Genomic DNA, 24,346 nt, shown 5'->3' with positions numbered 1-24,346 from the left:
GACTTATGAGTACAGCTCCTTTACGCATCTTGTTTGCCGGCACTCCCGAATTTGCTGCCCACCATCTCAGTGCCCTGATCGACAGTGAGCATGAGGTCGTTGGGGTTTATACACAACCTGATCGACCTGCTGGCCGAGGTCGCAAACTGACCCCGAGCCCGGTTAAATCGGTTGCTCTTGCACACCAGATTCCGGTAGAACAACCTGTAAGCCTGAAAGATCAGGATGCGCAGCAAACCCTGGCCAGCTACCAGGCTGACCTGATGGTAGTGGTCGCCTACGGCTTGATCCTGCCCCAGATAGTGCTGGATACACCGCGTTACGGTTGCATTAATGTTCACGCCTCACTACTCCCCCGCTGGCGTGGTGCAGCCCCGATTCAGCGCGCCATCGCCGCAGGGGATAGCCACAGCGGCGTCACCATTATGCAGATGGATGCCGGCCTTGATACTGGCGATATGCTGGTCACCGTCGAATGTCCGATCCTGCCAACCGATAATGCCAGCGATCTGCACGATCGCCTACAGGATATCGGTGGTCCGGCATTGCTCGAGGCGATTGCCGAAATCAGCACCGGGGCTTCAAAACCCCAAAGCCAGGATGATGCCCAGGCGAACTACGCCCACAAACTGGACAAACAGGAGGCCCGGCTCGATTTCTCCCTCGACGCAGATGTTCTCGCCAGGCAGGTTCGTGCCTTCAATCCCTGGCCCGTCTGCCATGCAAAGCTCAACAATGAGCGTGTGCGCATCTGGGAATCCGAGGCCATTACCGCACCCCAGAATGCGAGCCCAGGCACTATCGTGGCCAGCAACAAGCAGGGGGTCGATGTCGCCTGCCACAACGGGGTATTACGATTATTGACACTCCAGTTTCCGGGTGCCAAAGCGCTCAGTGCTCGTGATCAACTCAACAGTCGAGCCGAACAGCTCGCCGTTGACCAGTGTTTTGACTGATTTATGATCCTACCGGTACGTGCTGCGGCAGCAAATGCCCTGGCCAAAGTGATCCACCAGGGAAAATCCCTTGGTCAGGCACTGCCTCAAGCCGCCGAGCAGGTTGATAGCGCCAATATCGCCCTGCTCAGCGAACTTTGTTACGGCACCTGCCGCTGGTATTTCAGCCTGCGCTCGATCAGCTCCATATTGCTCGACAAACCGCTGCGCGAACAAGACACCGATATCGAAGCCTTGATCCTGCTAGGCCTGTATCAGTTACGATCCCTCAATATCCCGGCTCATGCCGCGCTGAGTGAAACCGTCAACGCCTGCGGCGCTCTTGAAAAACCCTGGGCCAAAAAACTGCTCAATGCACTGCTCAGGCGTTATCAACGGGAAGCGGAATCGATCGAAGCCCAACTGGCCAGTAGCGATGTGCCTGCCACGGCCCACCCCAAATGGATGATCAAGCAATGGCAACGGGACTGGCCCGAACAATGGCGGGAGCTAAGCAATGCCAATAACCAGCGTCCCCCCATGACCCTGAGGGTCAATCAACAACAAACCGATCGTTCGAAATACCTTGAGCAGAGTCGAAAAGCGGGCCACGAAGCCAACCCCTGTGAACACTCTCCATCAGGAATCACGCTGGCCTCCCCCTGCGACGCAACCGCGTTGCCGGATTTTGCGCAAGGGGCCATTAGCGTTCAGGATGAGGCAGCGCAACTTGCCGCCACTCTGTTGCCGCTCTCTCCCCAACGGCGAGTCCTCGATGCCTGTGCAGCACCCGGGGGCAAAAGCTGCCATTTACTGGAGAAGCAACCCAGCCTGGATCTAACCTGTCTGGAAGTAGATGCCGTCCGCGCCCAACGAATTGAGCAAAATCTTGAGCGACTCAAGCTATCCGCCAAGCTGGTCATTGGCGATGGCACACAGCCGCAACAGTGGTGGGATCAAACTCCCTTTGATGGCATCTTGCTCGATGCCCCCTGCAGCGGCACCGGTGTAATTCGGCGACACCCCGATATCAAGCTGCTTCGTCGCCGAGAGGATATTGCGCAGTTGGTGGAGCTCCAGCAACAGATTTTGCAGGCACTCTGGCCTCTGCTAAAGCCGGGCGGATTTTTGCTCTACGCAACCTGCTCGGTAATGAAAGCCGAGAACAGCGACCAGGTTGGTCACTTCCTGAACCAGCAAGAGGATGCGGTCGAGATTCCCATCACTGCCAACTGGGGTCAAGCCGATTCCCACGGACGACAGCTATTCCCCCAACCCGGTGGCCATGACGGTTTCTACTACGCTCTCTTGAAGAAAAAAGAATTGGCGAGTTAGCAATTGCTTACTTACCTGCGAACTCACCTTGCATACATACAAGCAGTTGATATGCTTGCTTGATAAAATTCAGCGTGCCGATATGGACAACAATAAGGCAACAGATTAGACCATGAAAATTATCATCCTTGGTGCCGGTCAGGTCGGTGGAACCCTGGCCGAGAACCTCGCCAGTGAAGAGAATGACATCACCGTGGTCGACACGGACAACGGTCGTTTGCGGGAACTGCAGGACCGACTGGATATCCGTACGATCGAAGGCAAGGCCTCCTTTCCCTCTGTGATGCGCCGGGCCGGGGCGGATGACGCCGATATGCTGGTCGCGGTCACCAACAGCGACGAAGTCAATATGATTGCCTGCCAGGTCGCCTATTCCCTGTTTCGTACGCCGACCAAAATTGCTCGCATCCGTCAACCCGACTACCTCAAGCGCCCCGAGTTGTTCGATAAGGGCGCCTGCCCGGTGGATGTGATCATCAGCCCAGAACAGGTCGTCACCCATTACGTCAAGCGGTTGATCGAACAACCCGGCGCCCTGCAAGTGCTCGATTTTGCCGATGGACGAGTCCAGCTGGTCGCAGTCCGCGCCTACTATGGCGGGCCCCTGGTCGGTCAGGAGCTGCGTTATATACGCGAACATATGCCCTCGGTAGACACGCGCGTCGCGGCCATCTTCCGTCGTGGTAAATCCATCACACCGGAAGGCTCAACGGTTATCGAAGCCGACGATGAGGTCTTCTTTATCGCTGCCAGCCGCCATATTCGTGACGTTATGAGTGAGTTGCGCCGTCTCGATAGCATTTACAGCCGGGTCATTATCGCCGGAGGCGGTAACATAGGGGAGCGTCTGGCTCGATCGATCGAAGATCGTTACAACGTCAAATTGATCGAGCGCAGCATGGAGCGCTGCCAACAGCTTGCCCAAACCCTCGATAAGGCCCTGGTGTTCCACGGCAGCGCTTCGGACAAGGAGTTACTGGTTGCCGAAAATATCGAGGAAACCGACATCTTCTGCGCCCTGACCAATGATGACGAAGCCAATGTCATGTCGGCCATGCTGGCCAAGCGTCTCGGGGCTCACAAGGTGATGGCGCTGATCAGTAACCCGGCCTATGTTGATCTGGTTCAGGGGGGGGAGATCGATATCGCTATCTCTCCCCAACAGGCGACTATCGGCAGTTTGTTAACCCACGTTCGAAGGGGGGATGTGGTTAATGTTCACTCCCTGCGCCGCGGTGCTGCCGAGGCTATCGAGGCCATTGCCCACGGCGACGAAAATTCATCCAAGGTAGTTGGCCGCACCATTGGCGAGGTCAAACTGCCCCAGGGCACCACCATCGGCGCCATTGTGCGCGGTGAGGAGGTACTGATTGCTCACGACCATATCCGTATCGAATCCGAGGACCACATTATTCTGTTTCTGGTCGACAAGAAGCGTATTCGTGAAGTCGAGCAGTTGTTCCAGGTTGGATTGACCTTCTTCTAACGAGCCTTATTCATGCACTTCTCGGTCATCTTGCGAATCCTTGGTCTGCTACTAATGCTGTTTAGCATCAGTATGCTGCCGCCGCTCCTTATCGGCTGGATCTATAACGACACCCATCTCGAAGCCTTCGGCTATGCCTTTGTCATCACCCTGGTTACCGGCTTTATTATCTGGGCACCAGTCTACCGGGTTCGACAGGAGCTGAGGACCCGTGACGGCTTTCTGGTTACCGTGCTGTTCTGGGCGGTACTGAGTGGCTTTGGTTCCTTGCCGTTTATGCTACACGAAAACCCCGCCATCAATGTGGTCGATGCAGTGTTCGAATCGATGTCCGGGCTGACCACAACCGGCGCCACGGTACTGACCAATATCGACGAACTTCCCAAATCGATTTTGTTCTATCGCCAGCAACTGCAATGGCTCGGGGGCATGGGCATCATCGTGCTGGCAGTGGCCATTCTGCCCATGCTCGGTATCGGTGGCATGCAACTGTATCGCGCCGAAACTCCAGGCCCGGTTAAAGACGCCAAACTGACTCCCCGTATTACCGAAACCGCCAAGGCGCTCTGGTATCTCTATCTCAGCCTTACGACCGCCTGCGCGGTGGCCTACTGGGCCGCCGGTATGGATCTTTTCGATGCCGTCAGTCACAGTTTTTCAACTATCGCCATCGGTGGCTTTTCGACCCACGATGCGAGTATTGGTTACTTCAATAGCCCGACGATCGATGCTATTGCCGTCGTTTTCATGCTGATTGCCGGCATTAACTTCTCATTGCACTTCTTTGCCTGGCGCCATCGACAGCTCGGACATTACCTTCATGACCCGGAGGTGGTGGCCTATTTTGTGATTCTGGGTGGGGTTTCACTGATCGCCGTGCTGGTACTCAGTATCAGCGGCACCTATGGCTTTGGGGAGTCGATCCAATACGGTATTTTCGAGGTGGTCTCGATCGCGACAACCACCGGTTTTAGCACCACCGATTTCTCCGTATGGCCCACCTTTCTGGCCTATCTGCTGTTCCTAACCAGTTTTGCAGGGGCCTGCGCGGGCTCCACCGGCGGTGGCATGAAAGTGATTCGAGTACTGCTGATCTATCGTCAGGGGGTCCGGGAAATTACCCGAATGCTGCACCCGAACGCTGTGATTCCCATCAAGCTGGGGCGTAAGGCGGTTCCCGATCGTGTTGGTGAAGCGGTCTGGGGATTTTTCTCCGCCTACGTGTTTATCTTTATTTTGCTGTTTTTGGCTTTGATCGCGACCGGCCTGGATCTTCCTACCGCATTTTCTACCGTCGCATCCTGCATGAATAACCTGGGCCCGGCGTTAGGTGATGCCTCGATGACCTACGCTGAACTCCCCGACAGTTCCAAGTGGATTCTCAGTTTCGCCATGTTGCTCGGTCGACTCGAGATCTTTACCCTGCTGGTTCTGTTTACCCCCATGTTCTGGCGGCGCTAGGCCGATAGGAGGCTCCATGAATAAATGGGATCAACGATACCAACAGGCCAGCGAACCCGGCACCGCCTGCGAATTACTCGCTGAGAACCTGCATCTTCTTCCGGCCAAGGGTCGTGCCCTGGATCTCGCTTGCGGCCTGGGCGCCAATGCCCTGCTACTCAATCAACAGGGATTGACGGTAGAGGCCTGGGACTGCTCCGCTGAAGCCATCAAGCGAGTGGAGGAGTTTTCAGCCGGGTTGGTAGCCAGCCGCCAGATCGACCTTGAATCGGTCACTCCACCGCTGGTCCATTTTGATGTGATAGTGGTTGCTCACTATCTTTATCGCCCCCTGTGCCACTGGATTCAAAGTGCACTCAATCCAGGCGGTGTGCTTTTCTACCAAACCTGGCATCAGCTCAAACAATCCGATAAGGGACCTTCGAATCCGGATTATTTGCTGGCGCCTAGTGAACTGTTAACGCTGTTTCCCCACCTCGATGTGCGTTTCTATCGCGAAGAAGGCGACTGCGGTGACCTGAGTCGGGGGCAGCGCGATATGGGCCAGTTGATCGCACAAAAGCCGTCCCTGTAACTCAATGCGTTGTCACAAGTACCAAAGGCGTTATCTTCCCGGCGCTTTCTCCAGGCTTTGCTAACGTTGCGTCATCGTGGTTGGCAGGTAGGTCGCAATCTCAGGAAACCAGGTGATTAGCAGCACCGCCAACAAAATTAGCAGGAAAAAGGGCAGAGCGGCTCGTGCTACGTAAAGAATATCCTTCCCAGTCAGAGCCTGAATCACAAACAGATTAAACCCGACCGGCGGCGTGATCTGGGACATCTCGACCACCAGTACAATATAAATACCAAACCAGAGCAGATCGATGCCCGCTTGCTGCACCATCGGCAACACCACAGCGGTGGTCAGCACCACTACGGAAATTCCATCCAGGAAGCAACCCAGGATGACAAACAGCACCGTCAGATAGATCAACAGCTCCAGAGGCGACAGCGACAGCATGCCGATCCATTCGGCTAATGCCCGTGGAATTCCCAGGAAACCCATTGAAATCGTCAGGAAGTGGGCACCGACCAGAATTAAACCAATCATGCAGGAGCTTTTTACGCCACCTAAAAGACTTTGTTGAAAACTTTCCAGACTTAATGCACCAGTTGCCATCGCAAGAAACAAGGCACCCAGCACACCCAATGCTGCCGCCTCTGTTGGCGTGGTCAGGCCGCCATAGATAGAGCCCAACACGAAGGCGATCAGCAAAACTATGGGCAATAGCTGACGCAGGGCCTTTATCCGGGAAGCCAGGGGTATTCGGGTTCGCTCTCTCGCCGGCAGCTGGTCACTATTCAATAACGACCAGAACATGGTGTAACCCATAAACAACACAATCAATAACAAGCCGGGCAGGGCACCCGCTATAAACAGCCGACTTATCGATACTTCGGCTGCCACGCCATAGACAATAAGAATGATAGATGGCGGAATCAACAGCCCAAGCGTGCCGGAACCGGCCAGGGTGCCCACAGCCATGCGGTCGCTGTAACCTCTGGCTTTGAGTTCCGGCAACGTCATTCGACCAATGGTTGCTGCGGTAGCAGCGGACGAGCCTGAAACGGCAGCAAATATGCCACAACTCAATACATTCACATGCAATAGTTGACCGGGCAGGGCATTCAACCAGGGCGACAACCCTTTGAACAGGTCCTCCGACAACCGGGTTCGAAAGAGTATTTCCCCCATCCAGATAAACAACGGCAATGCGGTCAAAGACCAACCGGTAGAAGCCCCCCAGGTAGATGTGGCAAACAGCAGGCCTATCTGCTCATTACCCGCTAACAGCATGCCGATAAGCGCCACGCCCACCAGAGATAGTGCCACCCAGAGTCCACAGGCCAGCATCAGCAGCATGCTAATAATCAACACCAGAGAGAGTACTGCCGTATCCATCAAATCTCTTCCAGATTAGTGTTGTCGTCTTCACGCTGCAGATATTGTGCTTTCTGGCCACAAACTACGCCATACAAGGCATCTGCGATGGCCAGGGTAAGAGCCAGGGTGCCCAAGGCAACCGGCACCTGGGGAATCCAGATCGGGATTGCAATATAGCCGTAGGAAACCTCTTCGAAGATATAGGATTCCCAGACCATGTAGCAGCAGTAATAGGACATATACATCGACAGCAACAATGCACTCAGCAATACCGCACTTTCCTGGAGACGCCTCAGTCCCGGCGGCAACCAGCGAATCACCAGATTAACCCGTATATGCCCTCCCTCTCGAAAGGTATAGGCCAAGCCCAAAAAGGTCGCTGCCGCCAGGAAATAGCCGGAAAAGTCTTCCGCCGAAGGAACGATCATGCCCAGTAAGCGGCCAACAATTTGCGCGACAATAATCAACGTGATGGCGACGATACAAAATCCGGACAGATATCCGGATGTCAGATACAACTTATCCCGTAAGCTGGGCATGGATCATCCTCAACAAACCGGCTGGCCGGAATGGCAAACCGGTTGGGTGACTTACTGTGCGTAGTTGTTCAAGATGTCGGTAATTTCAGGGCCAGATTCCTGCTGCCACTCTTTCACCATAACCTCCCCAATGATGCTCAATTCAGACATCAGTTCGGGGGATGGTTGGCTTACCTTGATGCCATTTTCCGCCAGGGCTTTGGTGTCTTTCTTTGCCTGAATCCTTACTTTTTTCCAACCTTCGGCTTCGGCTTTGGCCGCCGCGTCACGGATCACCTGTTGGGTTTTCTTATCCAGGCGTTTAAAAGACTTGCTGTTGGCGACCACAACGTTTTTCGGAATCCACGCGCGCACATCGGTGAAATCGGAAAGGTAATCCCAGGCCTGACCGTTAACGCCTGTCGAGGGAGAAGTGATCATGGCATCGATGATCCCCGTACTGAACGCCTGGGGAATTTCGGGTACCTGTACCGTGGTTGGTGTGGTATCCATCAACACGGCCAAACGGGAAGTAGAGGGACTGTAAGCGCGCATTTTCAGCCCTTTTAGGTCGGCTAAATTAGTAACAGGCGCTTTGGTGTAGAGGCTCTGAGCAGGCCAGGCAACGGTATACAAGAGGGTCATTCCCTCTTTCGCCAGTTGCTTTTCCACCTCGGGTTTGGCCGCCGCCCACAAGCGTTCCGCATCATCGTACGAGGTGGCTAAAAATGGAATATTATCGTGTTTAAACACCGGATGGGTGTTGCCCATAATGCCGATAAAAATCTCGCCCATCTGTACTTGCCCGGTACGAACCGCTCGGGGGATTTCCGGATGTTTGATTAAGGAAGCACCGGAATGAACCTTTATATCCAGCTCACCACCCGTGTTGGCCTTGATCTCCTGCGCAAACTGATAAGCGATTTTTGTGGGTAGGTTTGCATCGCCATAGGGCGTCGGCATATGCCATTGCGCAGCCGATACGGTGGTTGCCAGTAAACCACTTAACAGAGCTATCGCACTGAGAGAGTGTTTGATCATTGAGGTTACTCCAACTGTCTTATTGTGTTTATTGTTTCTGTCGAATTCCTACTACTGCGCAACAGAGTAATGATCCTAGGCCATGCTCCCTAGCTTGTCGATACTCCTTACTTACGACTGCAGGCTACTGCCATACTGACGTTTATCTACGGGTAAAGGCAATAGTATCTCACTTTATAATCGACGTAATTGGCAACCCTGTTGCAAGTTTCTTTTGCCTTGGCTTTCTGTTATCACAGGGCATTCCGCTCAGGGCATTGCCCTTACCCACAGCCCTATCGCTTCCACTTATCCCCGGAGTACAGCTGATGAGCCAACGAACACTCCTTGTCACCGGCGCCTCACGAGGTATCGGTCGAGCCATTATTGAAACCCTGGCCGATGATTTTTCACAGGTTGTCGTGCACTTCGCCCACGACCCTGAGCCGGCTCAACAGCTGTGTTCGCTACTGCAACAACGCAACGTTAAAGCCCTGGCCCTTTGTGCCGATATCAGCGACGAACAGCAGGTCCTGGCCCTGTTTGATCAAACACAACATCACTTCGGCGACATCCATGCCGTGGTACAAAACGCCGGGGTTAATAGCAACGGCCTTATTGCTACCACCGATCTTGCACTAGCGGAGTTTCAGCGCCTGCACCGAATTAATGGTCAGGGTGCATTTTTGGTACTCAGGGAGGCCGCACGACGGGTCGTCAATAACGGTCGTATCATTGCTCTGTCCACCACAGTCAACCGGATCCACAGCCCCGGTTATGGGGGCTACGCAACCAGCAAGGGTGTCGTCGATCATCTTGTGCCAATTCTTGCCAAAGAACTGGCAGCCAAAGGCATTACGGTTAACGCTGTAGCCCCGAGTGCCGTTGACACGGAGCTGTTTCGACAAGGTAAAAGCGACCAGGTCATTGAGGCGATTGCCGGCGCTCAACCTATGGGTCGTCTGGGCAAGCCCGATGATATCGTCCCGATCGTGCAATTCCTGGCTTGCGAACACAGTGGCTGGATCAGTGGGCAAATCATCGGCGCCAACGGTGCCCTGGCTTGAATTCATTCGATTCAGGCCAGGGCTGTTGAAGCAATCAATGTTTATTGCGGCCTAGTGCACCACTCCAGGCAGGCAAAGGGTACGTTAAGACTCTCAGAGTTCCGGACCCAGCTTCCACCCTTACAGTTTTAGATTCACTAAGGTCCTACCTCGAACTTGCCCTTTGATCATCTGCTCTGCCAGCCCAGGTAAAGCCTCGAGACCAACTTCCTGTTCCATATCACCCAACAGATCCATGGGCAGATCTTTTGCCAAACGCGCCCAGGCCTGATGACGCCGTCCCAAAGGACACATCACCGAGTCGACCCCTTGCAAGCGAACATTGCGCAAAATAAACGGCATCACGGTTGTTGGCAGTGCGAAGCCAGCAGCCAGGCCACAGGCTGCAACGGCACCGTTGTAATCGGTTTCCGCGATAATCCGAGCCAAAATCGTGTCACCCACGGTATCGATACCACCGGCCCAGCGTTGTTTTTCCAACGCCCTGGGGGCCGCCGCCATCTCTTCACGGCTCAATAGTTCGGACGCACCCAGGGCGCGCAGGTAGTCGTGGGTTGATTCACGACCGGTAATCGCCGCCACCTTGAAACCTAGCTTGGCCAGAATGGCAATTGCAACGCTACCCACCCCCCCGGCTGCCCCACTGACCACAATGGTTCCGCTCTCTGGCGTCAGGCCAGCATCTTCCAGTGCCATCACGCACAGCATTGCCGTTAATCCGGCGGTACCGATTGTCATGGACTGCCTGGGTGTTATGCCATTAGGGAGGGGCACCAGCCACTCGGCCTTCACCCTTTGTTGTTGGCTGTAACCTCCCCAAAACTGTTCTCCTACCCCCCAGCCGGTTAATACTACCTGGTTGCCGGGGGCGTATTCCGGATTTCCCGACTCTACAACAGTGCCCGCCAGGTCGATCCCCGGCACCATTGGCCATTGGCGTACGATCTTACCGGTGCCGGTAATGGCCAACGCATCTTTGTAGTTCAGGCTTGAATACTCAACCTCCAGCAAGACTTCCTCTTCCGGAAGATCAGTCGGATTCAAGCGTTCGACCTTGGCCCTGGTGTTACCTTCCTGCTGAGTCAGTACCAATGCTTTAAAGGGGGTAGGGCTCATTGCGATCTTCTCCTGAGGTTATTTTCAGATTCTATTAATCAACACCATTTCATCAGTAAATATATTGCAGTCGCTTAACCATACGCACCATCAGACCATAGCCCAAGCACTAACAGGTGTTTGCACGGACATCCATCAGCTTTCGATGTTCTCTTTTGACCCATCAAGCCCTGCGATCCGCTTGCAACCTATGGTTTTTACTCTATGATTTTCGTCTCTCCCCACATTGTGCAGGTATTATCATGGAGTACATCGTCTATCTTTCCGGTGAAATTCACACCGACTGGCGTGAACAGATCAGTGCTGGTGTCGAGGCTGCAGGCCTTCCGATCTCACTTTTTTCTCCCGTTACCAACCATGAGGCCAGTGATGAAGTCGGGGTTCGCATACTGGGCGATGAGGAAAAACCCTTCTGGAAGGACCACAAAGCCAGCAAGATTAACGCCATTCGCACCAATAATATGCTGCAACAATCCGATATTGTGGTGGTTCGTTTTGGCGATAAGTACAAGCAATGGAATGCCGCCTTCGATGCGGGTCAAGCCGTTGCCATGGGCAAACAACTGATCGTGATGCATTCACCCGAGCTCACTCATCCGCTGAAAGAGGTCGATGCCCAGGCCATGGCCGTGACCGAAACCCCCCAGCAGGTTGTCGATATTCTCAGCTATATCTGCCAGCCTTGATATCTTGCTTGCGGGGCTAGCTAACAGGCCCCGCAGTAACCGCCCGCAAATCCCCAGCTCATCTGTATTTCCCATATCGTAACAGGGTATAATTCGGCCCATTTTTCGTCATCCGCTCAGCCCGATTGAGCGGAAATTCTGAATAGATTGGGGAATCCACGTGTCCTACGAATCGACACCCGAGGTAAGTACCTTTCAGGGGCTGATACTGACCCTGCAAAATTACTGGGCCAAACAAGGCTGTGTTATCCAGCAACCACTCGATATGGAAGTGGGCGCCGGTACCTTCCACCCTGCAACGTTTCTTCGTGCCATTGGTCCCGAGCGCTGGAGTGCTGCCTACGTGCAGCCCAGCCGTCGTCCTACCGATGGCCGCTACGGCGAAAACCCCAATCGACTCCAGCACTACTACCAGTTTCAGGCCGTAATAAAGCCCTCACCGGACAATCTGCAGGAACTCTACCTGGGTTCTCTGAAAGAGATGGGCATTGATCCCCTGGTCCACGACGTTCGCTTCGTTGAGGATAACTGGGAATCACCTACTCTGGGTGCCTGGGGTCTGGGCTGGGAAGTCTGGCTCAATGGCATGGAAGTCACCCAGTTTACTTATTTTCAGCAGGCCGGCGGCCTCGAGTGCTACCCGGTAACCGGAGAGATCACTTATGGTCTCGAACGCATCGCCATGTATATTCAGGGAGTCGATAGCGTCTATGACCTGATCTGGACCGACGGGCCTCAGGGTAAAGTCACTTACGGCGATGTGTTTCATCAAAATGAGGTCGAGATGTCGACCTTTAACTTCGAACACGCCGACACCGACGAGCTGTTCCGCCAATTCGATTTCTTTGAGCAGCAAAGTGCCAAGCTGGTTGAAAACAATCTACCGCTACCCGCTTATGAATATGTACTCAAGGCCTCCCACACCTTTAACTTGCTCGATGCTCGCCATGCCATCTCTGTTACCGAACGCCAGCGCTATATTTTACGTGTTCGAACCCTGGCTCGCGCTGTTGCCCAAGGCTACTTCAACACCCGCCAGCAACTCGGATTCCCGCTCGCCGATGAACATATTCGTCAGGAAGTACTCGCCAAGCTCGACAGCGCTCAGGAGGAGAAGTAATGGCCGCTCAGGATTTTCTGGTAGAACTGGGTACCGAAGAGTTACCCCCAAAAGCGCTACGTAAACTCTCCACAGCTTTCACCCGGGGTATTGAAGAGGGCCTAAAACAGGCTGGACTCGGTTATGAGGCCATCAAAAGCTATGCGGCTCCTCGCCGTCTGGCCGTTCAGATCACAGGCCTCGCCAGCGAGCAGGAAGATCAGGCAGTGGAACGCAAAGGCCCGGCAGTACAGGCCGCCTTTGATGCCGACGGTAACCCGACCAAAGCTGCGCAGGGATTCGCCCGTTCCTGTGGTGTTGAAGTCTCCGAACTGGAAACTCTGGAGCAGGGTAAGGGTGCCTGGCTGGTTTACAAGTCCGTAACGCCTGGACAACCCACTGCGGCTCTCCTGCCCGATATTGTTGATCAATCCCTGACGCAACTGCCTATCCCCAAGCGCATGCGTTGGGGCGATTCCCGTACCGAGTTTGTTCGCCCCGTGCATTGGTTGGTTATGTTGTACGGCTCCGAAGTGATCGACTGCGAGTTGCTGGGACTGCGCTCTGGTCGTGAAACCCGTGGGCATCGCTTTCATTTCAACCAAAGCATCAGCCTGGCTAACGCCGCAGAGTATGTCGATCTATTGCGCAATACTGGTTATGTCATAGCTGATTTTGATGAACGCCAAAGCCTGATCCAAAAGCAGGTCGAAGAGGTTGCTGCCAGTATTAAAGCCAGAGCCGTTGTCAGTGACGATTTGCTCGACGAAGTCACAGCGCTAGTGGAGTGGCCGGTTGCTTTAATGGGTCGTTTCGACGACGAATTCCTCAAAGTCCCTGCTGAATCCCTGGTGTCGTCGATGAAAGAGCACCAGAAGTATTTCCACATGGTCGATGATACCGGGGCACTGCTTCCTCACTTTATAACGATCAGCAACATCGAAAGTAAGGATCCACAGCAGGTTATTAGTGGCAATGAAAAGGTCATTCGCCCTCGTTTGGCCGACGCCAAGTTCTTCTACGACAATGATTTGAAAACCAGCCTGGCTGACAAGCGAGAACGCCTAAAGCCCGTTGTTTTCCAGGCCAAGCTCGGCAGTCTGTACGACAAAACCCAGCGTATTGGTTCCATTGCTGCACAAATCGCCAGTTTGATTGATGCTGACACGCACCATGCGCGTCGTGCCGGTGAACTCAGTAAAGCGGATTTGCCCTCCGACATGGTGCTCGAATTTGCCGATCTGCAAGGCACCATGGGGCAATACTATGCGCGCCATGACGGCGAACATAGTGATGTTTGCGCTGCTCAATTCGAACAGTACCTGCCACGCTTTGCCGGAGATCAACTGCCCGAGACCCTGATCGGCTGCGCTGTTTCTTTGGCCGATAAGCTGGATACCCTGGTGGGCATTTTTGGTATTGGTCAGCCGCCTTCCGGTAATCGTGATCCCTTCGCCCTGCGTCGTGCGACTCTGGGAGTGTTACGTATTCTGGTGGAAAAGGAGCTGTCTTTCGACTTGCGTCCCGTGCTTTACCATTGCGTCGAGGCTTACCAGCAGGCTGGCATCCAGTTACCCTCCGATCCAACTGTGGATAACACTGTCGATAAACTTGTGGATAGCATCCTTGAGTTTATGCTCGAGCGCTTCCGATCCTGGTACCAGGATCAAGGTATCGATGTCGAAGTTTTCCTTGCCGTTCGAGCCCTGTCCCCAACCAATCCGCTTGAATTTGATCAGCGCGTGAACGCGGTAAATCATTTTCGCTCACTGGATGCCTCCAGCACCTTGGCCGCTGCTAACAAGCGGGTCTCCAACATTCTGGCCAAAGCCCAGGATGCCAACCTACCATCCGAAATTGACCCGGATCTGTTGGAGCAGGGCGCAGAACAAGCGCTATACGATACGCTGCGTGAAAAGCAATCCGAGGTGGCTCCGCTGCTTAGAAACGGTGATTTCCAACAGGTTCTAGTATCTCTTTCGGTGCTTAAGGAACCTGTGGATAGCTTTTTTGACGCCGTACTGGTCAACGCCGAAGATGACAAAGTTCGCCGTAACCGCCATGCGCTCCTGCGACAGCTAAGAAACCTGTTTCTTGAAGTGGCTGACATCTCTCTGTTGTAGTTTCACGCGAGCCGCCCTATATCGGGTGGCTCAGCGGAAAATCCCGATGGCTCAGAGGTACTGATATGGCTCTTATCATTCTTGATCGTGACGGTGTTATTAATCAGGACTCCGATGACTATGTGAAATCACTGGCGGAATGGATCCCTATTCCCGGCAGCATCGAGGCCATCGCAAAGCTCAGTCAGGCTGGTTACAGCATTGCTATTGCCACCAACCAGTCGGGATTGGGTCGCGGCTATTTTCAGCAATCCGACCTTGATGCCATGCATCAGCGGTTGGTTGCTCTGGTCGAAGCCGCCGGGGGCTCCATCGACCACATTGCTTATTGCCCACACGCACCGGATGACGGCTGTGCCTGTCGCAAGCCAGCCAGTGGCCTTATCGATACCATCGAGCAGGCTCTGGGTGTCAGTGCCAAAGGCAGTTATATGGTAGGCGACTCCTTACGGGACTTACAGGCAGGGGTCAGTAAGGGCTCACTACCAGTTTTGGTTCGTACCGGTAAGGGTGAACGAACTCTCGCAAAGGGAGATTCGTTATTGGATCAAGCTCAGGTTTACGATAGCCTAGAAGCCTTCTCTACCGCGCTGTTAGCAAAGGAGTGCTGTTAAGCATGGTCTCTCTGGTTCGAACATTGCTGTTTTACCTGTTACTTAGCCTATGGACTGTGTTTATCTCCTGCTGCGTTATCATTTTTTCACCAGTAGTTCCCAAGAAGCAGCGCCATACTCGCTTTGTTACTCCCTATGGCAAAGGCTCCATGCTGCTCTGCCGCTATATCTGCGGTATCCGTTATCGGATTCATGGCCAGGAAAACATTCCTGAGGTTCCCGCCGTTATTGCTGCCAATCACCAAAGCACCTGGGAAACCTTTTTCCTGCAAACCCTGTTTACCCCTCAAGCGACAGTGGTAAAGCAAGAGCTGATGCTGATTCCCTTTTTCGGCTGGGCGTTCCGCTTGTTGGGCGCCATCCCCATCGATAGAGGTAACCCCAAGAAAGCCCTTTTGAAGATTATCCAAATTGGAACAGATTATTTAAAAGATGATGTCTGGGTTTTGGTTTTCCCTGAAGGAACCCGTAAACCCGCCGGCCACCCAGGGCGCTTTACTCAGGGCGCAGCTGCGATGGCGACACGCAGTGGCAAGCCGGTCTTACCGATTGCCCATAACGCCGGTCATTGCTGGCCTGGCAAGGGGGCATGGATCAAGCAGCCCGGCACCATTGATGTTGTTATCGGGCCACTGATCGACTGCGAAGGTAAAAACAGTAAACAGATTACTGTCGAAGCGGAAAACTGGATCCACAGTACCCTCGAAGGCCTGGATCATAACCAGCCCGCACCCGGCGTACTCAACGAGCAGCAAGGCTAATCCGGAGCTTTAACAGCTTGCTAGGAGCGTTTTACAAACCTGGTCAGGATAACAATTCGCTGACCATTCACGCGACCTTCAATCTGTTCCTGATTGTCCTGAACCAGTGAAATACCTCTGACGGCTGTCCCTCGCTTGGCCGTAAAACCGGCCCCTTTTACGGTCAGATCCTTGGTCAGGGTAACCGTGTCACCCGCCGCCAGCGACACTCCGTTGCAATCCTTATGGACAACCGTTTCCTCAGCCCCTGCTTCATTCTCTGCTTTGGCCCAGGCCAGGGTTTCTTCGTCCAGGTACAGCATATCCAGAAGATCCTGCGGCCAACCCTCCGATCGAAGCCGATGCAACATGCGCCAGGCCAACACCTGAACCGCTGGCACCTGACTCCACATACTGTCATTCAGACAACGCCAATGGTTTGCATTGATGCGCTCCGGGTTATCCAGCTGTTCACTGCAGGTGGCACATACTAAGACCGATTGCGCAGCCGTGCCATTGGATGTCGGGGGGACAGGATAAACCTGAAGGCTATCGGTTGAGGTACAGAGCTCACACCGGGATTCACTTCGAGCCTGCAATTCAGCTTCGGTTGACATAAATTTTACCCATATGAAAAATCACGAATTATAGAGGACTGGCCAGTTCACGGATAACCTTTACCCACCACCAAACCAGTATCAACACTTTTCGTTCTTCAAAAAAAAGCGCCCCGAACTTGGAGCGCTTTACCAGGACCGTCACATCAATAACGCTTAATCAAAGCAAGCTACTGATTTGTAAGGAATTACACATCGAGGTTAGCAACAGACAGGGCGTTGGTCTCGATGAAATCACGTCGCGGCTCTACATGATCACCCATCAGCGTAGTAAATATCTGGTCAGCAGCGATCGCGTCTTCAATGGTCACCCGGAGCATGCGGCGGCTCTCGGGGTCCATGGTCGTTTCCCACAGCTGGTCAGGGTTCATTTCACCCAGTCCCTTGTAGCGCTGAATATTGTGGCGCTTGGTTGAGTCATGCATCAGCCAGTTAAGACCCTCCTCGAAACTGATTACAGGCTGACGACGTTCGCCTTTAATGATGTAGGCATCCTCTTCCAGCAAACTATTCAAGCGCTCACCAAGCGTGACCATTGACAGATAGTCTCTTGACTCAAAAAACTCGACGCTCAGTTTATAGTGACTATCCACACCATGATGTATCTGGGTGATAGAAGGAATCCAGGCGTTATGTTCGCGATCTTCAATTGCCTCAATAGTGGAAGAGCGGCCAGCTAACTCAATCTCTTCGACCTGGCCCGCCAACTTGCTACACCAGCTTTGTACCTTTTGCTGGTCTTTCAGATCTTCGGGACTCATACGATCCATATAGATCAAACGATTAAGCACCGTTTCCGGGTAGATACGTGAGAGGCGTGAAACAATGCCCTCGATGCGGCGGAACTCTTCAACCAGCTCTTGCAGCGCGACACCGCTGATACCGGGTGCATCTTCATTGACATGCAAAGACGCATTTTCCAAAGCAGCCTGGGTCAGGTAGCCGGTCAATGCCTCGTCATCTTTCAGGTATTGCTCCTGTTTACCCCGTTTGATTTTGTACAGGGGAGGCTGGGCAATATAGATATAGCCGTTTTCGATCAGCTCGGGCATCTGACGGAAGAAGAAGGTCAGCAACAAGGTTCTGATGTGAGAACCATCGACATCGGCATCGGTCATGATGATGATATTGTGATATCGGAGCTTCTCGATATTAAACTCGGTACGACCAATACCGCAGCCCAGCGCTGTAATCAGGGTTCCGACTTCGGCAGAGGAGAGCATTTTGTCGAATCGGGCTTTCTCTACGTTAAGAATTTTACCCTTCAGAGGGAGTATTGCCTGGGTTTTACGGTTACGACCCTGCTTGGCTGATCCGCCAGCGGAATCACCCTCCACGATGTAGAGTTCAGAAAGGGCAGGGTCCTTTTCCTGACAGTCAGCAAGCTTGCCTGGCAGACCCGCAATATCCAAAGCCCCTTTACGGCGGGTCATCTCCCTGGCCTTACGGGCAGCTTCACGGGCACGAGCCGCATCCAGCATCTTACCCACTACCAGTTTAGCGTCCTGCGGATTTTCCAACAGATAGTCGGAAAAGCCGGTATTCATCTCTTGTTCTACCGCGCTTTTCACCTCGGACGATACTAATTTATCTTTGGTTTGGCTGGAGAACTTGGGGTCAGGAACCTTGACTGACACAATTGCCGTCAAGCCTTCACGGGCATCGTCACCAGCCGTGTTCACTTTCTGCTTTTTGAGAATACCTTCTTTCTCTATATAGCTATTCAGCGTACGGGTCAGGGCTGCTCGAAATCCGGCCAGGTGGGTACCACCATCCCTCTGGGGAATGTTATTGGTAAAGCAGTAGATACTTTCCTGGAAGCCATCGTTCCACTGAAGGGCCACCTCAACACCAACGCCGTCTTCGCGCTGGGTGTTGAAGTGAAAGACTTCATTGACCGCGGTCTTGTTGCTATTGAGGTATTCAACGAAGGCGCGTAATCCACCATCGTAGTGAAAGAGTTCTTCTTTGGCGCTACGCTCATCGATCAAACGAATCGCCACACCGGAGTTAAGAAAAGACAGCTCTCGTAAGCGCTTGGCCAGCACATCGAAGCTGAAGGCAATATTGTTGAAAGTGTCCTCGGAAGGGTAGAAGTGTACTTCGGTGCCTGACTCTTCTGTTTCACCAACCACACTTAATGGGGCCTGAGGCACACCGTGAGTGTAAATTTGCTGATGTACCTTACCAAGACGCCGTACCGTCAACCGCAATTCACGGGAAAGGGCATTCACCACGGAAACCCCTACACCGTGCAAGCCACCGGAAACCTTATAAGTGTTGTCATCGAATTTACCACCGGCGTGTAACACCGTCATGATAACCTCGGCTGCCGACACTCCTTCTTCTTCATGAATATCTACCGGGATACCACGCCCATTATCCTTAACACTCACGGATTCATCAGCGTGGATAATGACCTGAATCTCACTACAATGTCCGGCCAATGCCTCATCAATGGAGTTATCGACGATTTCGAAAACCATATGGTGAAGGCCGGTCCCGTCATCAGTATCTCCAATGTACATACCAGGGCGCTTTCTTACCGCATCCAACCCTTTAAGTACCTTGATGTTCGATGCATCGTAGTTTTGTTCAGTCATTCAAGACTCCTGTTGTGAACCTGTTTTATGCTGGTTCGACTCTGAGATATTCCCATGTTCCACGTGAAACACTTTAATCCTTGCATCATCTGGCCACATGCCCGCCAGTGAGCTTTGTTCTATACAGGTGACAAACACCTGACAATCCAGTTTAGCCAGCTCATCACAAAGTACTTGTCGGTGATGCTTATCCAGCTCAGCCGCGAGGTCGTCCACCAAAAATACAGTTGCTCGTTCCATCAGCTGTTGGAACAGGCGGGCCTGGGCCAACTTCAAGGCACAAACCAGCACCTTTTGCTGGCCACGAGAAAGACGATCGATCGCATTTGATCGCCCAACCCGTATGTAAAGATCAGATCTGTGGGGGCCCATATGGGTATAGCCGGATTTGAGATCACGCTCGTAGTTTTTTTCGAGCACTTCTTCATAACTGGCCTTACTGTCCCAACCGCGATGATAGAGCAACGTCAGCTCTTGCTCATCAACCCCCAAATCAAAACGCTGGGCGATCTCACGAAACAGAGGCGCCAACTGTTTAAAATAGGCTTGCCTCATCTCATCTAGCAAAGGCGCATTTTTACAAAGCTCTGCATCCCACACGGACAACACAGAACTGTCAATTTTACCATATCTAAGCAAGTGATTACGCTGTTTTAATGCTCCCTGAAAGTGCTTCCACAAACTAATAAAGCGGTGTTCCACGTGAAACACTCCCCAATCAATAAACTGGCGTCTGGGTTTGGGGCCACCCGTTAATAACATAAAGCTGTCAGGAGTGATTAATTGCAGTGGCAATAGTTCTGCGAGGGAGGAGGCCGCACGCTGAGGCGCACCGTCGATGCGCAACTCACCGCTACCATCGATACTGCGCTTTACACCAAGGCGGTGTATCGATTGATTCTGTGTAAGCTCACCAAATACAACACAGTCACGCTCCCCATTACGAATAATGGGTTTCAGTTTTGTACTTCGAAAAGAGCGTGCTAGACCGAGAAGGTGTATGGCTTCGAGGACAGAGGTCTTGCCACTGCCATTTTGACCGGTGATTATGTTAACGCGAGGGGAAGGGGAGAGCTGCGCTTCCTGAAGGTTACGCAGCTGGTTTACCCGAATACGGGAAAGAGGCATAAAATATCTACGAAGTTATAAGGCCGCTTAAAGTCGCATCGGCATAACGACGTAGAGAGAATCGCTATTCTCTTCCTCCTCCAGCAGTGCAGAACTGTTCGGATCTGCCATGGTGAATTTAACATTGTCACCACTGAGTACCGAGAGCACATCCAGCACGTAGCTAACGTTAAAGCCGATCTCCAGGCTATCACCCTGATAATTCACTGATACTTCTTCCTGGGCTTCTTCCTGCTCAGGGTTGTTGGCTGTGAGGGTCAGACTACCATCCGTAAGAACCAGGCGGATACCACGGTACTTCTCATTGGACAAAATAGCGGTCCGGTTAAACGCCTGGCGAAGCATTTGCCGATCACCGATAACCGTTTTATCGCCACCTTTAGGCAGTACTCGGTCGTAATCCGGGAATTTTCCGTCAACCAATTTGGACGTAAAGGTAAAAGAACCTGTATTGGCGCGAATGTGATTGGTACCCAGCGACAGGGTAACGGCCTGGGGGCCTTCGGTAAGCAAACGAGCCAACTCCATAATACCTTTACGGGGAACAATAACCTGATGTTTGTCCTGCACAGTACTGTCGGCTTCTACCGTGCAAAGTGCCAATCGATGACCATCCGTTGCTACCGCGCGCAGGCTGCCGTTATTGATTTCAAACAAAAGCCCGTTAAGGTAATAACGGACATCTTGCTGAGCCATCGCAAACCCGGTGCGGTCGATCAAGCGACGAAGTTTCTGCTGTTCTATAGAGAAGTTGAGAGAATCAGCACTTTCCTCAACACTCGGAAATTCCGTAGCGGGAAGGGTAGATAGGGAAAAACGACTACGACCCGACTTAACGATAAGCTTTTGATCGTCCTGGGTGAGTTCGATCAGAGCCGTATCGGGAAGCGCTTTGCAGATATCCATTAACTTCCTGGCAGGAACCGTGATCTCACCCTCTTCGGCGGGGTGTTCAAGTTCTACACGACCAACCAATTCCACTTCAAGGTCAGTACCGGTCAGCGAGAGTTGGTTGCCCTCGACCACCAATAGCACATTAGAAAGAACCGGTAAGGTTTGTCTACGCTCTACGACACCAGCAACAAGTTGCAGTGGCCTGATAAGTGCTTCACGGCTAATGGTCAGTTTCATAGTCTTTCTCTGTTCAGTCCCGGTACAAAGTAATTTGATGGTTATTTTAAACTGCTAAGCGATCAAAGTCGGCGTAGTTTTTCGTTAAAAGTGATTATTACCAGTTTGGCGATCAGGTGGTCAACGAACGTAACAGACTTTTGTAATCTTCCCGAATTTCGCTGTCGGTTTCGGTGAGTTCTTTCACCTTCCGGCAGGCATGAAGGACCGTGGTGTGATCTCTGCCGCCAAAAGCATCGCCTATCTCCGGCAAGCTATGATTGGTGACCTCCTTGGAAAGCGCCATAGCTACCTGTCGAGGCCTGGCAATGGAGCGACTTCGGCGCTTGGATAATAGATCCGAGATCTTGATCTTATAGTATTCTGCTACGGTGCGCTGAATATTGTCGATGCTGACCTGTTTCTCTTGCAGGGCAATCAGATCCTTGAGGCTTTCGCGAATCAATTCGATGGAAATGTCCCGTCCCATAAAGCGTGCGCTGGCAATAACTCGCTTGAGGGCACCCTCGAGATCTCGCACATTGGAACGGATTCGCTGACCGATAAAGAAGGCACAATCATGAGGCAGTTCGATCTGAACCTGTTCTGCTTTCTTCATCAAGATAGCGACACGGGTCTCCAGCTCAGGGGGTTCAACAGCCACCGTCAATCCCCAACCGAAACGAGACTTTAAGCGCTCTTCGAGCCCATTGATCTCCTTAGGGTAGCGATCGCAGGTGAGAATCATCTGTTGCCCACCCTCAAGAAGAGCGTTAAACGTATGGAAAAACTCTTCCTGTGAACGCTCTTTATTGGCAAAAAACTGTATATCGTCGATTAGCAAGGCATCGACAGAACGGTAAAAGCGTTTAAAGTCATTAATCGCATTAAGTTGCAGGGCCTTAACCATATCCGCAACGAAACGCTCACTGGTAACAAAAATGACCTTGGCATTGGGGTTAAGGTCAGCTATATGGTTTCCAACCGCATGCATCAAGTGAGTTTTACCGAGACCCACACCACCGTAGAGGAAAAGTGGGTTATAAGCCGCCCCAGGATTTTCAGCCACTTGCTTGGCGGCAGCCAAAGCCAGTTGGTTCGATTTACCCTCTACAAAGCTGTTAAAGACAAAGGATGTATTAAGGGAACTGTTGTGCTTGATTCCGCCTTCCACCTCAACAACACGTTTTCCAGAAGGAGGTGGCGAGGTTGGTGGTGGAGTCGAACTTGTAATAATCGGTGATTCTTGAGCTGAAATAGTGCTTATTGCTGAAGAAGGGCTCTGCCCCACTGTGCGGGAGGACGGCTGCGATTGACCGGGTAAGGAGTCCCTCTGGGTGATGGAAGCGCCCCGAGAATGAGCTTGCACTCTGGATCGGTAACCTTCACTGCGCTCTCCACGGTCAACAGGAACAGTACCCGTATGACCACCTCTGGATGAAAAGGTAGGGGTCCTGTTAGCAACCGCCATATGAACTTCCGGGCTATAGTCTGCGCCTAGCTCCTGAACAACTTCGCGAATACGATTAAGAAACTTATCACCCACCCATTCAAGCACGAAACGATTCGGAGCTAATAAGGTAATAACATTATTCTCTACCTCTACCTTTAAAGGGCGAATCCAGGTATTGAACTGTTGCGCAGGAAGCTCATCCTGCAAAATGGCAAGGCTCTGTTGCCACAGATCGTTAGGCACTATTGGACTCCGGAAGGGCTTTGGATAAATATGGATAAGGTTGTTAATTCTACCTGCTTCCAAACCACTTATCCACACAACAGAATATGAAAACCCAGTCAAAAAAGAGTAATTAGTCTTTACTTATCAGTATGTTACATATAAATCTAATATTGAGATGCAACAAAAATAGAAAGTGGATAAGTTTGTGAATAAAAAAGCAGAGACAGGTTCTTAAGCGATAAGAAAAAAGCCCAGATATGGGTAGTATAATGCTGGAAAGTACTAGATATAGGTGATCAAAAAATAGCTAGTCCATAGCCGCCTAAACCATTGACGCCCCATGACAAATTCCCTAAAATTGCGCGTCCTCAAGTGGGGTCTCGTCCTGCTAGAGTTTACTCGCGTAAGTTACAGGTAACTGAATCATGAAAAGAACCTTTCAACCCAGCGTTCTGAAGCGCAAGCGTACTCACGGTTTCCGTGCTCGTATGGCTACTAAAAATGGCCGTCTTGTTATCAAGCGTCGCAGAGCTAAAGGCCGCAAGCAACTCGCAGCCTAAGTTTGAGTGACAGCCGCTATTGGCAACAAGGTAGGATTCGACCGTAGCCTGCGTCTTCTTAAAGCCGCTGACTACAAACGAGTTTTCGATGGCGCCGAGTTTAAGGTATCGCACTCCAACTTGCTGATACTGTCTCGACGCAATAGCTATGACTACCCTCGATTGGGTTTGGTTATCGCCAAGAAGAATGTTCGGTTTGCGGTATCGCGTAACCGAATCAAGCGTCTTATTCGAGAATCCTTCCGCCACCATCAGGCTGAACTCAAAGGGCTGGATATAGTGATACTAGCCCGCAAGGGAATCGATAGGAAAGACAACCCGGAAATATCGGGCCTTCTTATCAAGCAGTGGCAAAGGCTTCAGCAGCGAAGCCAGAAATCACAGACCTTGCCAACCCCATAAAAAAAGACGTGTAAATCACGTCTTTTTTTATGGCTGATCCTTAACTATTGTACAGTCTTCAGCCTTTTTGGCATGCCACTAAGGTTGGGGGGATGGAAAAGGATCAATATCACGTATAATGCTG

At 52.3% G+C, this 24,346-nt stretch carries 22 protein-coding genes; 13 read left to right on the top strand and 9 right to left on the bottom strand.

Annotated elements, in window-relative coordinates:
• Positions 1 to 5: 5 nt before the first annotated feature.
• The 5 genes from fmt (at position 6) to MIB40_RS01190 (ending at position 5,791) form a co-directional block, all read left to right on the top strand.
• Positions 6 to 956: a methionyl-tRNA formyltransferase gene (fmt, locus tag MIB40_RS01210; RefSeq protein ID WP_249689864.1), complete on the top strand. Its 951-nt coding sequence runs from the start codon at positions 6 to 8 to the stop codon at positions 954 to 956.
• Positions 957 to 959: 3 nt separating this feature from the next.
• Entirely contained in the window at positions 960 to 2,270 is a 1,311-nt protein-coding gene (gene rsmB / locus MIB40_RS01205; protein WP_249689862.1) for a 16S rRNA (cytosine(967)-C(5))-methyltransferase RsmB, read from the top strand.
• A 112-nt stretch (positions 2,271 to 2,382) separates the two neighbouring features.
• Positions 2,383 to 3,756 (top strand): Trk system potassium transporter TrkA, encoded by a 1,374-nt coding sequence (gene trkA, locus MIB40_RS01200; protein ID WP_249689860.1) that lies wholly within the window; start codon positions 2,383 to 2,385, stop codon positions 3,754 to 3,756.
• Between the two features lie 12 nt (positions 3,757 to 3,768).
• Entirely contained in the window at positions 3,769 to 5,217 is a 1,449-nt protein-coding gene (locus tag MIB40_RS01195; RefSeq protein WP_249689858.1) for a TrkH family potassium uptake protein, read from the top strand.
• Positions 5,218 to 5,233: 16 nt separating this feature from the next.
• On the top strand, positions 5,234 to 5,791 hold the full coding sequence (locus MIB40_RS01190; protein WP_249689855.1) for a class I SAM-dependent methyltransferase: 558 nt from the start codon (positions 5,234 to 5,236) through the stop codon (positions 5,789 to 5,791).
• Between the two features lie 60 nt (positions 5,792 to 5,851).
• On the opposite strand, the gene MIB40_RS01185 is transcribed toward MIB40_RS01190, so the two are convergent.
• From MIB40_RS01185 to MIB40_RS01175, 3 genes are read right to left on the bottom strand one after another with little or no spacing between them, the layout of a single operon-like run.
• Complete coding sequence (locus tag MIB40_RS01185) at positions 5,852 to 7,159, bottom strand: TRAP transporter large permease (RefSeq protein ID WP_249689853.1); 1,308 nt, start codon at positions 7,157 to 7,159, stop codon at positions 5,852 to 5,854.
• Positions 7,159 to 7,680: a TRAP transporter small permease gene (locus MIB40_RS01180; protein ID WP_249689852.1), complete on the bottom strand. Its 522-nt coding sequence runs from the start codon at positions 7,678 to 7,680 to the stop codon at positions 7,159 to 7,161. The genes MIB40_RS01185 and MIB40_RS01180 overlap by 1 nt, the downstream gene beginning before the upstream one ends.
• Before the next feature lie 51 nt (positions 7,681 to 7,731).
• Positions 7,732 to 8,700 (bottom strand): TRAP transporter substrate-binding protein, encoded by a 969-nt coding sequence (locus MIB40_RS01175; protein WP_249689850.1) that lies wholly within the window; start codon positions 8,698 to 8,700, stop codon positions 7,732 to 7,734.
• 308 nt (positions 8,701 to 9,008) lie between these two features.
• On the opposite strand from MIB40_RS01175, the gene MIB40_RS01170 reads away from it, so the two are divergent.
• On the top strand, positions 9,009 to 9,746 hold the full coding sequence (locus tag MIB40_RS01170) for an SDR family oxidoreductase (protein WP_249689848.1): 738 nt from the start codon (positions 9,009 to 9,011) through the stop codon (positions 9,744 to 9,746).
• Between the two features lie 120 nt (positions 9,747 to 9,866).
• Here MIB40_RS01170 and acuI read toward each other — a convergent pair whose 3' ends face one another.
• Positions 9,867 to 10,862, bottom strand: a complete 996-nt coding sequence (gene acuI, locus MIB40_RS01165) for an acrylyl-CoA reductase (NADPH) (RefSeq protein ID WP_249689846.1) — start codon at positions 10,860 to 10,862, stop codon at positions 9,867 to 9,869.
• 242 nt (positions 10,863 to 11,104) lie between these two features.
• Here acuI and MIB40_RS01160 point away from each other — a divergent pair, with 242 nt between their 5' ends.
• The 5 genes from MIB40_RS01160 to MIB40_RS01140 all read left to right on the top strand — a co-directional run bounded on the left by MIB40_RS01160 (position 11,105) and on the right by MIB40_RS01140 (position 16,145).
• On the top strand, positions 11,105 to 11,548 hold the full coding sequence (locus tag MIB40_RS01160) for a YtoQ family protein (RefSeq protein WP_249689844.1): 444 nt from the start codon (positions 11,105 to 11,107) through the stop codon (positions 11,546 to 11,548).
• A gap of 160 nt (positions 11,549 to 11,708) precedes the next feature.
• Positions 11,709 to 12,668 (top strand): glycine--tRNA ligase subunit alpha, encoded by a 960-nt coding sequence (gene glyQ / locus MIB40_RS01155; protein WP_249689843.1) that lies wholly within the window; start codon positions 11,709 to 11,711, stop codon positions 12,666 to 12,668.
• Complete coding sequence (gene glyS, locus MIB40_RS01150; RefSeq protein WP_249689841.1) at positions 12,668 to 14,770, top strand: glycine--tRNA ligase subunit beta; 2,103 nt, start codon at positions 12,668 to 12,670, stop codon at positions 14,768 to 14,770. Before glyQ ends, glyS begins: the two co-directional genes overlap by 1 nt.
• Positions 14,771 to 14,790: 20 nt before the next feature.
• Positions 14,791 to 15,384 carry a D-glycero-beta-D-manno-heptose 1,7-bisphosphate 7-phosphatase gene (gene gmhB / locus MIB40_RS01145; protein WP_406566426.1) on the top strand — a complete coding sequence of 198 codons (594 nt, stop codon included), beginning with the start codon at positions 14,791 to 14,793 and terminating at the stop codon, positions 15,382 to 15,384.
• 2 nt (positions 15,385 to 15,386) lie between these two features.
• Positions 15,387 to 16,145: a lysophospholipid acyltransferase family protein gene (locus MIB40_RS01140; RefSeq protein ID WP_249689837.1), complete on the top strand. Its 759-nt coding sequence runs from the start codon at positions 15,387 to 15,389 to the stop codon at positions 16,143 to 16,145.
• Between the two features lie 20 nt (positions 16,146 to 16,165).
• On the opposite strand, the gene MIB40_RS01135 is transcribed toward MIB40_RS01140, so the two are convergent.
• The 5 genes from MIB40_RS01135 to dnaA form a co-directional block, all read right to left on the bottom strand.
• Positions 16,166 to 16,741 carry a PhnA domain-containing protein gene (locus tag MIB40_RS01135; RefSeq protein WP_249689835.1) on the bottom strand — a complete coding sequence of 192 codons (576 nt, stop codon included), beginning with the start codon at positions 16,739 to 16,741 and terminating at the stop codon, positions 16,166 to 16,168.
• A gap of 188 nt (positions 16,742 to 16,929) precedes the next feature.
• The gene (gyrB, locus tag MIB40_RS01130; RefSeq protein WP_249689834.1) at positions 16,930 to 19,344 is read right to left on the bottom strand and encodes a DNA topoisomerase (ATP-hydrolyzing) subunit B; all 2,415 of its coding nucleotides are present in this window, start codon (positions 19,342 to 19,344) and stop codon (positions 16,930 to 16,932) included.
• Positions 19,345 to 20,472 carry a DNA replication/repair protein RecF gene (recF, locus tag MIB40_RS01125; RefSeq protein ID WP_249689832.1) on the bottom strand — a complete coding sequence of 376 codons (1,128 nt, stop codon included), beginning with the start codon at positions 20,470 to 20,472 and terminating at the stop codon, positions 19,345 to 19,347. It lies immediately after the preceding gene.
• A gap of 27 nt (positions 20,473 to 20,499) precedes the next feature.
• Positions 20,500 to 21,603, bottom strand: coding sequence for a DNA polymerase III subunit beta (gene dnaN / locus MIB40_RS01120; protein WP_249689831.1), 1,104 nt, complete (start codon positions 21,601 to 21,603; stop codon positions 20,500 to 20,502).
• Positions 21,604 to 21,715: 112 nt separating this feature from the next.
• The gene (dnaA, locus tag MIB40_RS01115) at positions 21,716 to 23,278 is read right to left on the bottom strand and encodes a chromosomal replication initiator protein DnaA (RefSeq protein WP_249689829.1); all 1,563 of its coding nucleotides are present in this window, start codon (positions 23,276 to 23,278) and stop codon (positions 21,716 to 21,718) included.
• 407 nt (positions 23,279 to 23,685) lie between these two features.
• Between dnaA and rpmH the strand changes: the two genes are divergently transcribed.
• Positions 23,686 to 23,820 (top strand): 50S ribosomal protein L34, encoded by a 135-nt coding sequence (rpmH, locus tag MIB40_RS01110; protein ID WP_249689827.1) that lies wholly within the window; start codon positions 23,686 to 23,688, stop codon positions 23,818 to 23,820.
• Positions 23,821 to 23,826: 6 nt separating this feature from the next.
• Positions 23,827 to 24,222 (top strand): ribonuclease P protein component, encoded by a 396-nt coding sequence (rnpA, locus tag MIB40_RS01105; RefSeq protein WP_249689825.1) that lies wholly within the window; start codon positions 23,827 to 23,829, stop codon positions 24,220 to 24,222.
• Positions 24,223 to 24,346 lie beyond the last annotated feature (124 nt).

Source organism: Aestuariirhabdus haliotis (assembly GCF_023509475.1).
Classification (GTDB): domain Bacteria; phylum Pseudomonadota; class Gammaproteobacteria; order Pseudomonadales; family Aestuariirhabdaceae; genus Aestuariirhabdus; species Aestuariirhabdus haliotis.
Note: the sequence above shows the minus strand (reverse complement) of the source record. Positions and strands in the feature narration are given on the sequence as shown.